14 protein-coding genes are annotated in these 12653 nt (G+C 64.1%); 12 read left to right on the forward strand and 2 right to left on the reverse strand.

Translation table 11 applies throughout. The features are described 5' to 3' along the window. Nucleotides 1-12: 12 nt before the first annotated feature. Together A9D12_RS02980 and A9D12_RS02985 are read left to right on the forward strand one after the other, a co-directional pair. On the forward strand, nt 13-360 hold the full coding sequence (locus A9D12_RS02980) for an arsenate reductase (protein ID WP_068349652.1): 348 nt from the start codon (nt 13-15) through the stop codon (nt 358-360). Then, nucleotides 339-1403, forward strand: a complete 1065-nt coding sequence (locus A9D12_RS02985; protein ID WP_068349654.1) for a glycerophosphodiester phosphodiesterase family protein — start codon at nt 339-341, stop codon at nt 1401-1403. The genes A9D12_RS02980 and A9D12_RS02985 overlap by 22 nt, the downstream gene beginning before the upstream one ends. A gap of 105 nt (nt 1404-1508) precedes the next feature. On the opposite strand, the gene ubiG is transcribed toward A9D12_RS02985, so the two are convergent. Beyond that, the gene (gene ubiG, locus A9D12_RS02990; RefSeq protein WP_068349656.1) at nt 1509-2246 is read right to left on the reverse strand and encodes a bifunctional 2-polyprenyl-6-hydroxyphenol methylase/3-demethylubiquinol 3-O-methyltransferase UbiG; all 738 of its coding nucleotides are present in this window, start codon (nt 2244-2246) and stop codon (nt 1509-1511) included. A gap of 53 nt (nt 2247-2299) precedes the next feature. Between ubiG and A9D12_RS02995 the strand changes: the two genes are divergently transcribed. Both A9D12_RS02995 and A9D12_RS03000 read left to right on the forward strand, forming a co-directional pair. Further along, nucleotides 2300-3586 carry an aspartate kinase gene (locus tag A9D12_RS02995; RefSeq protein WP_068349658.1) on the forward strand — a complete coding sequence of 429 codons (1287 nt, stop codon included), beginning with the start codon at nt 2300-2302 and terminating at the stop codon, nt 3584-3586. Between the two features lie 119 nt (nt 3587-3705). Next, entirely contained in the window at nt 3706-4308 is a 603-nt protein-coding gene (locus tag A9D12_RS03000) for a J domain-containing protein (protein WP_068349661.1), read from the forward strand. Between the two features lie 9 nt (nt 4309-4317). Here the strand turns inward: A9D12_RS03000 and A9D12_RS03005 are convergent, their stop codons facing one another. After that, nucleotides 4318-4575, reverse strand: coding sequence for a hypothetical protein (locus tag A9D12_RS03005; protein WP_068349663.1), 258 nt, complete (start codon nt 4573-4575; stop codon nt 4318-4320). A 558-nt stretch (nt 4576-5133) separates the two neighbouring features. Here A9D12_RS03005 and A9D12_RS14400 point away from each other — a divergent pair. The 8 genes from A9D12_RS14400 (at nt 5134) to A9D12_RS03040 (ending at nt 12630) form a co-directional block, all read left to right on the forward strand. Then, on the forward strand, nt 5134-5298 hold the full coding sequence (locus A9D12_RS14400) for a Flp family type IVb pilin (protein ID WP_082925359.1): 165 nt from the start codon (nt 5134-5136) through the stop codon (nt 5296-5298). A gap of 69 nt (nt 5299-5367) precedes the next feature. Then, complete coding sequence (cpaB, locus tag A9D12_RS03010) at nt 5368-6327, forward strand: Flp pilus assembly protein CpaB (RefSeq protein ID WP_082925360.1); 960 nt, start codon at nt 5368-5370, stop codon at nt 6325-6327. A gap of 55 nt (nt 6328-6382) precedes the next feature. Further along, nucleotides 6383-7789, forward strand: a complete 1407-nt coding sequence (locus tag A9D12_RS03015) for a type II and III secretion system protein family protein (RefSeq protein WP_231889682.1) — start codon at nt 6383-6385, stop codon at nt 7787-7789. Beyond that, nucleotides 7779-8069, forward strand: a complete 291-nt coding sequence (locus tag A9D12_RS03020; RefSeq protein ID WP_068349668.1) for a hypothetical protein — start codon at nt 7779-7781, stop codon at nt 8067-8069. The genes A9D12_RS03015 and A9D12_RS03020 overlap by 11 nt, the downstream gene beginning before the upstream one ends. 26 nt (nt 8070-8095) lie before the next feature. Continuing rightward, complete coding sequence (locus A9D12_RS03025) at nt 8096-9283, forward strand: CpaE/TadZ family protein (protein WP_082925361.1); 1188 nt, start codon at nt 8096-8098, stop codon at nt 9281-9283. Further along, on the forward strand, nt 9253-10668 hold the full coding sequence (locus A9D12_RS03030; protein ID WP_418251570.1) for a CpaF family protein: 1416 nt from the start codon (nt 9253-9255) through the stop codon (nt 10666-10668). Before A9D12_RS03025 ends, A9D12_RS03030 begins: the two co-directional genes overlap by 31 nt. After that, a complete protein-coding gene (locus tag A9D12_RS03035) occupies nt 10668-11672 on the forward strand; it encodes a type II secretion system F family protein (RefSeq protein ID WP_068349670.1) in 1005 nt (334 codons plus the stop codon). The genes A9D12_RS03030 and A9D12_RS03035 overlap by 1 nt, the downstream gene beginning before the upstream one ends. Before the next feature lies 1 nt (nt 11673). Continuing rightward, entirely contained in the window at nt 11674-12630 is a 957-nt protein-coding gene (locus A9D12_RS03040; protein ID WP_068349673.1) for a type II secretion system F family protein, read from the forward strand. Nucleotides 12631-12653 lie beyond the last annotated feature (23 nt).

Raw genomic sequence — 12653 nt, forward strand, 5'->3', positions numbered from 1 at the left:
AAAGACAGGCCCATGATCCACCTTTACGGCATTCCCAACTGCGACACGGTGAAGAAAGCGCGCGTGTGGCTCGACAAGGCGGGCAAGGCCTACACCTTCCATGACTACAAGAAGGAAGGCGCCGATCCCGAGCGCGTGACCCGCTGGATCGGGACTGCGGGGCTCGATGCGGTCGTCAACCGCAAGGGGACGACCTACCGCGCGCTGTCCGATGCCGACAAGGCGCTTGCCGCCGACAGTCACACCGCTGCCGCATTGCTGGTTCAGCATCCCAGCATCATCAAGCGCCCCATCGCCGAACACGAAAACGGCATCCTTGTGGGTTTCAGGGAAGACGAATGGTCCGCAGCCTTGCTTTGATTTTTGCAGCCTTGCTCGCAGCGCCTGCCGCAGCGCAGGAAATGGTGGTCATCGCGCACCGCGGCGCGAGCGCCGAGCGGCCCGAGCACACGCTCGCCGCCTATGAACGCGCGATTGATCAGGGCGCGGACTATATCGAGCCCGATCTGGTCGCGACCAAGGACCTGGTGCTGGTGGCGCGGCACGAGAACGAATTGTCGGGCACCACCGATGTCGCCTCCCGCGAGGAATTCGAAGACCGCCGCCGCGACAAGACCATTGACGGGCAGCGCGTGGCAGGCTGGTTCGCCGAGGACTTCACCCTTGCCGAACTGAGGACGCTGCGGGCCAAGGAACGCATTCCGACGCTGCGCCCCGCCAATGCGCGGTTCGACGGGCTTTACGAGGTGCCGACCTTCGCCGACATCGTCAGGCTGGTGCGCGCTAAGGAGGCCGAAAGCGGGCGGCGGATCGGCCTCTATCCCGAGCTGAAGCACCCCACCTTCATGCTCCAGTATGCCGGGATCGACATGGTCGACCTGTTGCTGCGCGACTTGTCGCAGCTCGGCATCACGCCGCAGGACCCGGTCTTCATCCAGAGCTTCGAGATCGCGCCTTTGCAGCGGTTGAAGCAGCGCGGGGGCGGGTTCAGGCTGGTGCAGCTGGTCAAGCCCGAGGACGGCCCGGCGGACGAACCTGCGATCCGCTATGCCGAGATGATCGCGCCTGCCGGCCTTGCCGAGATCGCGAAATATGCCGATGCGGTGGGCGCGCATATCGCGCTGCTCCTGACCCCCGATGGCACGCCGACGACGCTTGTGGCGGATGCCAAGGCGGCGGGATTGGCGGTGCATGCATGGACCGTGCGGCCCGAAAACGAATTTCTGCCTGCCATGCTGCGATCAGGGACGGACCCGAAGGGGCGCGGTTGCGACGGCGCATTGCTGGCGATGCTGCGCGCGGCGGGTGTTTCGGGGGTGTTTGCCGATCATCCGGGCCGCGCCGTGGACGCGGTCAAAGGCGGGAAGGAAAACCTGCTGTGCAGCGTCAGCGGCGCCAGATAGGTTCTGCGCCCTGTTTGACCCCTGCCAGACCCCGGTTCGATGCCTTTCACCGCGGGCCCGAGTGGATGTTTCACGTGAAACATACGCGGCGGGCAAGCGCCCGAATCAGGCGTGCCGCGCGCTAAGAATATAATTGAGCGAAAGATCGTCCGACAGGTGCAGCCCCTTGCCCGGACGCCACGCGATCCCGCGCTGTGCGGTCACGCGCAAACCCGCATCCGCGAGCAGCGCCTCAAGCTCGTCGGGGGTGACGAAATCCTCCCAGTGGTGCGTGCCGCGCGGCACGTATCCGACCATTTCGGCAGCGCCCACCAGCAGCAGCCGCGAGGCCGCGGTGCGGTTGGGGGTGGACAGGATCAGCAGGCCCCCGGGTGCCAGCCGCGCGGCGACATCGCGCAGGAACGCGGCCTTGTCCGAGACATGCTCGATCACCTCGACGCTTGTTACCAGATCGAATTCGCCGATATCCTGCCCGGCGACCTCACCCGCCATGTAGCGGATATCGAGGCCCACACCTTCGGCATGCGCTGCGGCCGCCGCGACATTCTCCGCCGCGGCATCGACCCCGGTCACCGCAGCGCCCAGCCGCGCGAGCGGTTCGCACAAGAGTCCTGCCCCGCAGCCGATATCGAGCGCCGTCTTGCCCGCCAGCGGCCTTGCTGCGCGCGGCGCATCGGGCCAGTGCGCATCGATCGCATCGCGAATGAACGCCATCCGCACCGGGTTCACCTGATGCAGGCTCGCCATCGGGCCCTTGGGGTTCCACCAGTCGCGCGCCAGCTTGCTGAAGAAATCGGCTTCCTCGGGCCGGATAGTTACATTCGATACGTTTGCGTTTCCCATCCTTCCCCCTTAACAGCCGCCGCGAACACTCACCAGCCGGAGCATTGACCGACGTGGCGCGTATCGTGATGAAATTCGGTGGCACTTCGATGGCCGGGACAGAACGCATCCGCCGGGTGGCCAATATCGTGCGCGCGCAGGCCGCGGTCAAACCGGACGGGACACGCGATTCGGTCGCGGTCGTCGTCAGCGCGATGGCGGGCGAGACCGACCGCCTCGTCAATTTCTGCCGCGAGGCGAACCCGCTTTACGATCCGGCCGAATATGACGTCGTGGTTGCCAGCGGCGAACAGGTGACCAGCGGCTTGCTCGCGCTTACCTTGCAAGCTTTGGGCTGCAAGGCGCGCAGCTGGCTCGGCTGGCAATTGCCGATCCACACCGTCGAAGCCCATGCCAAGGCGCGCGTCGAAAGCATCGATGCCGAGGCGCTGATCGCCAGCATGGAAGCGGGCGAGATCGCGGTGATCCCCGGCTTTCAGGGGCTGTCGGCAGAGGGCCGCGTCACCACGCTGGGCCGCGGTGGATCGGACACCTCGGCGGTGGCGGTGGCCGCCGCGATCAAGGCGGATCGCTGCGACATCTACACCGATGTCGACGGCGTCTACACCACCGACCCGCGCATCGTCGCCAAGGCGAAGAAGCAGAAGGCGGTGACCTACGAAGAAATGCTCGAACTCGCCAGCGTTGGGGCCAAGGTGCTCCAGACCCGCTCGGTCGGCCTTGCGATGAAGGAAGGCGTGCGGGTGCAGGTGCTATCGAGCTTCATCGGCGAAGGCGCCCCGCCTGCCGATGATCTGCCCGGGACAATGATCGTCTCGGATGAAGAAATGGACGAATTGGTGGAGAAGGGCCTGATGGAACGCCAGCTTGTAACCGGCATCGCGCATGACAAGAACGAAGCCAAGGTGATCCTCACCCGCGTGCCCGACCGTCCGGGTGCGGTGGCCAACATCTTCGAACCGCTCGCCGCGGCTTCGATCAATGTCGACATGATCATCCAGAACGTCGGCCGCGACAAGGGTGAGACCGACGTGACCTTCACCGTGCCGCAATCCGACCTCGCCCGCGCGCAAGCGCTGCTCGAGGATCGCCGCAGCGAAATCGGCTTCAACCGCATCATCACCGACAGCAAGATCGCCAAGATCAGCGTCGTCGGCGTCGGCATGAAAAGCCACGCCGGAGTTGCCTCCTCGATGTTCCGCGCGCTGTCGGATCGCGGGATCAACATTCAGGCGATCTCGACCAGCGAGATCAAGGTCAGCGTGATGATCGACGAGGACGAAACCGAACTTGCGGTGCGCGTGCTGCACACCGCTTACGGGCTCGACGCGAAGGATTGAGGCCTGCCGCCCGGGTTAGGCCGTGCGCGCGGCTTGCAATCCGGGGGCAACCATGAATATCCTCGGCCCGCTGCGACCGGCGAACCCCGCCCCGCCGCGACCACGCCGGGGAGTCCATCGTGAAGGGTTCATCTGAAGAACAGGACCACTACAGCGTTCTCGGCGTGCGCCCCGAGTGCGATCCGAAGGAATTGGAATTCGCCTACAAGGCGCTCGCCAAGCAATATCATCCCGATCATTCGGAGACGGCCGACCTCGATCGGTTCACGCGGATCACCGCCGCATACCGGATCCTGCGCGACCCCTTGAAGCGTCTCGAATATGACGAGGCGAACCTTCACCTGTCCGCGGCCCCGGGGCAGGCCGGATCCCGGTTCGACGGTTTCGATCAGGCTACCGTGAGCAACGATGCGCTGGTTCACGAAACCATCCTGATGCACCTTTACAACCTGCGCCGCCAAGGCGCGGAGAGGATCGGTGCAGGCGAATGGCAGCTGCTCGATCTGCTCGGGTGCTCGGACAAGAATCTCGCGTTCCACACGTGGTATCTGAAGGAAAAGGGCTTCATCCAGATCGTCGAGGACGGCACCTGGGCGATCACCATCGCCGGTGTCGATCACGCGATCGAGACGATGCGGACGCGGCGGGACACGGTCCGGCTCCTGGCGCGAGCCGAGCGGGCCTATCGCGATCCCCCCGACGAAGCTGCGGGTTCAGACTGATTGACCCGGTCAGCCGGCAGGTCTTGCCTGTTTGCGGGCAATCGCCGCTTTCAGCTTGCGCGCTGCAAACACCGGCACGATCACCGACAAGGCGATTCCGCCAAGGCTGCACAGGCCAAGCCAGATCGCGGCCATCGTGCCGCCCGCCTGATAGATGCCGTAGAACACCGGTGCGGTCAGGATGATCCCGCGCACCTCGTTGGCGACAACCAGCACGGCACCGAACTTCAGCCCGATCTCCAGCAGATATGTCGCAAGCGTGCCCATGCCAGCGACAAGTGGCGATGAAGGATTAAAGTTTGCCTTACGCGGCTAAAAAACGTCGAAGCGCCCAGATTCTGCGGGGCGCCGAGCCAAAAGCGCTGTCGGCGCGGCGGTAAGCCCGCATTAGCCCGCGCCTCTGGTAACCGATTCGCTAACTGCAAGATGGCCCATTCGGGAAGATAGCCCGATGACATCTTCAAAAACTTGCAGGCTGGTTTTCGGCAGATTTTGACATGCCCATGCGGTGATACGGCATATGGCCCGATGCCGACAGCATTGAATTAGCGTAACATTACACGCCTTTTGTCGAGCGAAAATGCAAGAAAGTTAGTGGTAACTGCCGCGTCGACAAATGTGTCAGAATGGCAAAATTCCTTACCTGAATTAACTTGGTGTTGACTAAGCCATGGATGTCGGGGGACAGGGAGGCTGTCTGACGGCAGCTAACGCCGCAGCGGGGGGTTGCATAACAAACTGAACCGAAAGCGCGTTTCGGCGCCGAGGGAGACGTATGGCTGCAGTCCGCAGTTCGTGTTCTGTTCAATTGCAAAGGTGAATGTCATGAAGGCTTTTCTCAAGAATTTCGTCGCTGACCAGTCGGGCGCTTCGGCTGCCGAATATGCGCTGATCCTCGCGGTCGTCGTGGCCGGTATCGCGCTTGCTGCTGGCAACCTTGGCACCGCCGTGGAAACCAAGATTCAGGCCGCAGCCGACGAAGTGAACTGATGAACCATTGTGCACCCCGCTCCTTCGGGAGCGGGGGCATATTTCTGCTGAGACCCAAGGGGGGGTGTCTTGCAAAGACGTAACATACTGGTTCTGGGCATTGCCGTGTTGTTCGGGCTGGCCGCCGTTTGGCTGGCCAACACCTATTTCGGCGCCGTTGCCGGTCAGGCAGGGGGCGGGAATGGAGTAGCCCAGCAAACCGTCAGAATCCTTGTCGCGAAGCAGGATATCGCCTTTGGCGAAGCGATCACGCCGGAAAGCGCGCAGCTCGTCGACTGGCCCGCTTCGTCGGTCCCGCAAGGCGCCGTGACCGCGCAGGAATCGCAGGCGTTCCTCGCCAAGGCCAATTCGGCCGTGCGCGCACTGGTCACCGGCGAACCCATTCTGCAATCGCGCACTTCGAACCGCGCCATGCTGTCGGCAACCCTGCCCGCCGACCAGCGCGCCGTTTCGATTCCCATCGATTTCGTGAGCGGCGTCTCCGGCTTCGTCAAACCGGGCGATATCGTCGATGTCGTGCTGACGCGTGCGGTCCCCGGATCGAACGCCACGGCCGACGAACAGATGGCCACCCTGCTGCTCCAGAACGTGTCGGTGCTCGCAATCGACACCAGCGCGACGGACAAGCCCGCCGAGGTGGACGAGAGCCGCTCGCGGCGCGGCAAGGTTCCCGAATTTACGGCAGCAACCTTGATGGTCGATCCGCTCGGCGCGCAGAAACTGGCGCTGGCCGCCGAGGTCGGCAAGCTGACGCTGGTGCTGCGCAACGCCAATGATCGCACGCCATCGGTGCTGGCCACGGTGCTGCCGCGTGATCTTGGCAGCGGCATGATCCGGCCGGCCTCTGCCACTGCCGCACTCGCCGCCGCTCCCGCCGCAGCGCCGCGGCCGGTCGCCGCCCGGCGTGCGCCCGCCCCGCGTCGCAGCGCGCCCGAACCCGTGGCCGCTCCGCAAATCTATCGCCCGACCATGGCGGTGCTGCGCGGTACCCAGGAATCTGTCGAAAGTGTGATGTCCAATGGCTATTGACGTGAAGCCCCCACGGCACCGCCGCAACCGGACGTCCCGCCTGGCGCGCTCCGCCTTGCCTCTGGCCATCTGCGCATCAGCCGCGGCAGCCGCACTGGCCGTGCCTGCGCCCTTGCTGGCACAGCAAGGCGCAAACGCTGCATTGCATGGCGGGACGATCGAAGTTCCGGTCAACAAGAGCCAGATCGTCTCCACCGATCAGCAGATCGTCCGGGTGATGGTCGGCAACCCCGAAATCGCCGATATCGTCCCGGTGACCGAACGATCGGTCTATGTGCTGGGCAAGGCGATGGGCACGACCAGCCTGACGTTTTATGGTTATGGCGGGCGCGTCTTGTCGGTGGTGGACATTGCCGTCGGACCCGATGTTCAGGGCCTGCGCGACCAGCTGGTCCGGCTGGTTCCCGGATCGGGGATCGAAGCCAGCATCTCGGGCAGTTCGATCGTGCTGTCGGGAATTTCGAACAACCCCGGCGCAATCAACCGCGCGGTCCAATTGGCGAAGACCTATGCGGGCGAAAATGTCGTCAACCTCGTCTCGCTCGGGGCGAGCCAGCAGGTGATGCTCGAAGTCCGCTTCTCCGAAGTGAAGCGCGATGTCGGCCAGAACATCGGCGTCAGCGGCTTCTACAACGGCTCCAGCGTGTTCGGCGGGCTTGGCAACGGCGCCAGCATCACGCCCGATCCGGTGACCGGCGCCTCGCAGATCGGGATCGGCAGTGTGACCGACACCTTCGGGGTGCTGGGCGCGACCTTCCGGGTGCTGGGCGCGGATATCGAAGCCTATCTCAACGCGCTCGAGCAGAAAGGCTATGCCAAGCGGCTCGCCGAACCGACGCTGGTTGCGCTGTCGGGCGAAAAGGCAAGTTTCCTTGCAGGGGGCGAATTCCCGATCCCGGTGGTCCAGAACGGCGGCGTTCTGGGCGGCGGGAACGGCCCGGGCGGCAGCATCACGGTCGAATTCAAGCCCTTCGGTGTCAGCCTCGGCTTTACCCCGACCGTGCTCAGCGATCGCACGATCAATTTGAAGGTCGAACCCGAAGTCAGCTCGATCGACCGGCAGGCGTCGATCCAGTTGAACGGCATCGTCATCCCCGGTCTGCAGACCCGCCGCGCCAGCACCACGCTGGAACTGCGCGACGGGGAGAGCTTCGCGATTGCCGGCCTGTTGCAGCGCGATTTCGCATCGACCGTGAAACAGGTGCCGCTGCTGGGCAATATCCCGATCATCGGCGCGCTGTTCCGCTCGACCGAGTTCCAGAAGGGCGAAACCGAGCTTCTTATCATCGTCACGCCGCGCCTGGTCCGTCCGATCCGCCCCGATCAGGTGCGCCTGCCGACCGATCGGGTCGCCGATCCCGATCCGGCGACGACCACCATCACGGGCGAGGCCTATGATCCCCTCCCCGCCTATCCCGCAGCCAGCGGCACGGCCGCACCGGAGACGCAATATGAATTCTGATCGCGTTCTTGCGGCCACTGCGGCGGCGACCGCGCTGATGCTTTGCGCGTGTTCGACCAATGCGATTACCGAAAAGCCGGGCGATCTGAAATTCGGCGATGCCAACCGTCAGACCATGATGGCGCAGGTGATCGATCCCGATCCGGTCTACACCGAACCTGCGCTCGGTAACGGCGCTCACGCATCCGATGCGGTCGAACGTTACCGTACCGACAAGGTCAAACAGCCCGACACAATCCGCACCACCGACAGCAAGGTTTCGCAACCTCAGGCAAACTAGACCGACGATTTTTGAAAGACGAGGACATGAGCATCGAAATGGGTGATCGGTTACGCCAGAAGGCAGGCACAGCGCCGACCGGGATCCGCCGCGAGCTGACGGTGATCGCTGCAAGCCGGTTCCTCGATGCGACCGCTTCGGCTGCCGCGACCGGCCTTCTGGCCGATGCGCGCCTGATCCCGCTCGAACTGGCCGAGGACCTTGCGCTCGCGCAGGTCCCGCACAGCGGCGTGGTGGTGGTGCATGTCGATCCGACCGTTCCTGCCAGCATGCGGCGCGTCGAAACGCTGCGCTCGCGCAACCCCGAACTGTCGGTTATCGTCGCGCTGGAGCAGACCGACCTGCGACTGGTGCGCACGCTCATCCGGGGCGGCGTGGTGGACGCGATTTCCCTGCCGTTTGCCGAAGAGGAACTGCTTCAGGCGGTGCTCGCGGTTGCCGAACAGGCCAGTGACGAAACCCGGCTTGCCCCGCTGGTTGCGGTGGTCCGCCCGCTTGGCGGCGGCGGCGCGACGACGCTGGTGACGCATCTGGCCGCCGGCTTTGCCGCGGCCGGCCACAGTTGCTGCCTGATCGATCTCGACCTGCAGCTGGGGCGCGCCAGCGAAGTCATGGGGATGGCACCGCGGCGGACGATCACCGATCTCCTCGAAGCGGGAACCGCGATCGACGCGACGCTGCTCGACGCGGTCATCCAGCGCCATGCCAGCGGTGTCGGCGTAATTTCCGCGCCTTCGGACATCTTCCCGATCGAAGCGGTCAACCGCGATCAGCTGGGCCGGGTGCTTGCTCTGGTGCGCGGTCAGTATGATTTCGTGTTCGTCGATCTGCCCGCAAGCCTCACCAACTGGAGCCTGTCGCTGCTTGCGCAGGCCGATGAAATCCTGCTGCTGACCGAACAGGGCCTGTCGAGCCTTCGCCAAGCCAAGCGCCTGCTCGGCCTGTTCGAGGCGGTCGGGATCGATGATGCGCGGGTATCGGTCGTGGTCAACCGCGTCCAGAACAAGCTGTTCGGCGCGATCAACGTCTCGGATGTCGAACAGGCGCTCGGCAAGAACATCCTCGGCGTGCTCAGGCCTGAAAAGAACGCCATCGCGGTGGCCCAGGATCAAGGCCTGCTGCTGCACGAAACCAGCGGCAAGAGCGGCTATTGCGCCGATGTTGCCGCGCTCGTGCAGAAAGTATGCAATCGTATCGGGACATCGCCGTCATGATGCGCTGGCAGATCGAGCCCAGGTCCTCGCAGCGGGAGGCATTGGACAGCAAGGCCCTGCTGTCGCTCGAACCCGTTTCGGGCAACAATCTGGCCGATCCCAAGACCGCCCAGTTCCTGGCGCTGAAATCGTCGATCCACCGCAAGCTGCTCGACCGCATCAATCTTGCCATGCTCGACAAGCTCTCGCGCGCGCAGATCGAGGCGGAAGTCGGCGAGATCGTGCTCGGGCTGTTGGCGCAGGAGGACGAGGCGCTGAACGCCAAAGAGCGCAACCAGTTGGTCGACGAAGTTCTCGACGAACTTCTGGGCCTCGGACCGCTCGAACCGCTGCTCGCCGATGACACCATCACCGATATTCTGGTGAACGGGTTCAACACGGTGTTCGTCGAACGGCGCGGTCTGCTCGAGCGCGTGCCCACCCGGTTTCAGGATGAGCGGCACTTGCTGCGCATCATCCAGAAAATCGTCAGCGCGGTGGGCCGGCGGGTCGACGAATCCTCGCCATTCGTCGATGCCCGCCTGGCGGACGGATCGCGCGTCAACGCCATCGTCGCCCCGCTGGCGATCGACGGATCGCTGCTATCGGTCCGCAAGTTCTCGCGCAAGCGGATCGGGATCGAACGGCTGGTCGAATTGGGCAGCATGCCTGCCGAAGTCGCCGAGGTACTCAGCGCGATCGTCGCCTCGCGGCGCAATGTCCTGATTTCGGGCGGCACCGGATCGGGCAAGACGACGCTGCTCAATGCGATGTCGGCCTTTATCGACGGGCGCGAACGGATCGTCACGATCGAGGATTCGGCCGAATTGCAGCTTCAGCAGGACCATGTCGCCCGGCTGGAAACGCGGCCCGCGAACCTCGAAGGGCGCGGCGAGGTGTCGCAGCGCGATCTGGTGAAGAATGCGCTGCGCATGCGCCCCGACCGGATCATCATCGGCGAAGTCCGCGCCGGCGAGGCGTTCGATATGCTGCAGGCGATGAACACCGGTCACGACGGATCGATGACCACGGTTCACGCCAACACGCCGCGCGATGCGCTGGCGCGCGTCGAACAGATGATCGGGATGAGCGGGGTCGAGATTTCGGCAACCTCGGCCCGGGCGCAGATCGCATCGGCAATCCACGTGGTTGTCCAGATCGGCCGTCAGGCAGACGGGCGCCGCCGGCTGTTGAGCCTCAGCGAAGTGGTCGGCATGGAAGGCCCGCTGATCACGATGCAGGAAATCTTCCGCTTCAAGGTGACGGGGCGCGGCGAAGGCGGCGAAGTGCTGGGCCAGTTCGAGGCGACCGGCGTCCGGCCCAGATTCCTGCGTGCGGCCGGCGAAGCGGGGATCGAATTGCCGTCCGACTATTTCCGTCCCGGCGCGGCGATGGGTCAGTCCTGATGCTTTCGCCCGAACTCATCCGCATCCTGTCGCTGACGACCGTGTTCCTGTCGGTCGTGCTTGGCGGCTACATCGTGCTCAAGGTGACTGCGAACAGGCAGGCCCACGCCCGCGCGGTCAACAAACGGATTGCGATGATCGCCAGCGGCACCGCGCGCGAGGATGTCTACAATATCCTGCGCCGCAACGACTGGCTCAATGCCGGGCAAAGCGGCGGGTTGCTTGACCGGATGCTGATGGCGGTGCGGCGTCAGGTGATCATCTCGGGTCTCGACATCCGCTTTTCGCGCATGTGCATCGGCATCGCGGTCGCCTTCGTGGTGCTGCTGGCACTCATCATTGCCGCGGCCGTATCGAACGGATTTGCGCTCGGTGCGGGAATTTGGATGATCGCTCTGGTGTCCTCGCTGGCGTTGTCGGTCGGGCTTCCGCTGGCGGTGATCAACGTCTTTGCCGAACGCCGCCGCAAGAAGATCCAGAGCCAGTTTCCGCAGGCGCTGGATGTGTTCGTGCGCTCCTTGCGGGCAGGGCACCCGGTCGCCGGCGCGCTGGAATTGCTGACGCGGGAGATGGAAGATCCGATCGGCTCCGAATTCGGTCTGGTGTCCGACGAGATATCCTACGGCGCCGAACTGCGTCAGGCGATGCACGACATGGCCGAACGCTGGGACGACGAGGATCTGCGCCTGTTCGTCGTCACGCTTTCGATCCAGGCCGATACCGGGGGCAATCTTGCCGAAGTGCTCGACAATCTGGCCAAGGTGATCCGCGAAAGGGCTAGCTTGATGATGAAGGTTCGCGCGCTGTCATCGGAAGGCCGCATGACGGGCCTGATGCTCACGATCCTGCCCCTGTTCTCGCTGGGCTCGATCCTTCTTTCGAGCCCGAAGTTCTACTTCGACGTTGCCGATGATCCGATCTTCTACATCGGCTTCCCGCTGACCTTCGTGTGGTATCTGATCGGCCTCGCGATGATCCGCGTGATGATCAGAGTGAAGGTGTGAGATGGTCGATCTGATATCTCTCAACCCGGTTGTCCGGATCGCCGTGCTGGTGATCCTGTTCGCAGGCTCGACCTTTGCGTTTTCCCGGCTTTTGCAGTTCATCATCGACCGGATGGAACTGCGCCGCCGCGTGCAAAGCATCGGCAGCTCGGGTATCGCGATCCAGACAGGCGGCGGCTCGATCCAGAACCGCGACGAATCCGCATGGGCGCAACTGGCGCATGCGCTTGAAAAGGCGGGGCTCAACCTTGTCGACACCAAGGGCGACAAACTGCGCCAGCGGATGATCGCCGCCGGGTTCCGCGAGCCGTCCGCGCCGAAGATCTTCACCATGGTCCGGCTGGCGCTGGTGATCCTGCTGCCCGGCAGCTACCTGCTGCTTTCCGCCTTTTCGGGCGAGGAGACATCGGTGCTGAAGCTTTATGCCTACAGCACGGGGCTTGCGGCGCTCGGGCTCTACATGCCCAACCTGCTCATCCAGGCGCGGATCGACCGGCGGCAGGAGGCGATCGAACTCGGCTTTCCCGATTGCCTCGATCTGATGCTGGTGTGCGTCGAGGCAGGGCTCGGGCTCGAAGCCGCGATGAACCGCGTGGGGCGCGAAATGATGCGTTCGCACCCGCAGATCGCCGAATTGCTCTCGACCGCGACGTTGCAGATGCGTGCCGGTGCGCCGCGCGACGAAGCGCTGCGCATGATGGGGGTGATGAGCGGGGTCGACAATGTCCGCAGCTTTTCCGCGCTGCTGATCCAGTCGGACAAGATGGGCACCAGCCTCGGCGATTCGCTGCGCATCTATTCGGCCGAGATGCGCGAAAAGCGCAAGATGCGCGCCGAGGAGAAGGCCCACCGGCTGCCCGTGCTGATTTCCATTCCGCTCGTTGTCTTCATGCTGCCCACGATGATCAGCGTGGTGATGCTGCCAGGCATCGTGCGCATCGTCCGAAACTTCCTGTAGAAGGTGTCTGTCCAATGCGGTCT

It is taken from the genome of Erythrobacter neustonensis (genome assembly GCF_001663175.1).
Taxonomy (GTDB): Bacteria; Pseudomonadota; Alphaproteobacteria; order Sphingomonadales; family Sphingomonadaceae; genus Erythrobacter; species Erythrobacter neustonensis.

Coding starts and splice junctions, on each gene's coding strand:
- A9D12_RS02980 (WP_068349652.1), top strand. CDS start 13: ATGATCCACCTTTACGGCATTCCCAACTGCGACACGGTGAAGAAAGCG.
- A9D12_RS02985 (WP_068349654.1), top strand. CDS start 339: ATGGTCCGCAGCCTTGCTTTGATTTTTGCAGCCTTGCTCGCAGCGCCT.
- ubiG (WP_068349656.1), bottom strand. CDS start 2,246: ATGGGAAACGCAAACGTATCGAATGTAACTATCCGGCCCGAGGAAGCC.
- A9D12_RS03005 (WP_068349663.1), bottom strand. CDS start 4,575: ATGGGCACGCTTGCGACATATCTGCTGGAGATCGGGCTGAAGTTCGGT.
- A9D12_RS14400 (WP_082925359.1), top strand. CDS start 5,134: ATGAAGGCTTTTCTCAAGAATTTCGTCGCTGACCAGTCGGGCGCTTCG.
- A9D12_RS03020 (WP_068349668.1), top strand. CDS start 7,779: ATGAATTCTGATCGCGTTCTTGCGGCCACTGCGGCGGCGACCGCGCTG.
- A9D12_RS03025 (WP_082925361.1), top strand. CDS start 8,096: ATGAGCATCGAAATGGGTGATCGGTTACGCCAGAAGGCAGGCACAGCG.
- A9D12_RS03030 (WP_418251570.1), top strand. CDS start 9,253: ATGCAATCGTATCGGGACATCGCCGTCATGATGCGCTGGCAGATCGAG.
- A9D12_RS03035 (WP_068349670.1), top strand. CDS start 10,668: ATGCTTTCGCCCGAACTCATCCGCATCCTGTCGCTGACGACCGTGTTC.
- A9D12_RS03040 (WP_068349673.1), top strand. CDS start 11,674: ATGGTCGATCTGATATCTCTCAACCCGGTTGTCCGGATCGCCGTGCTG.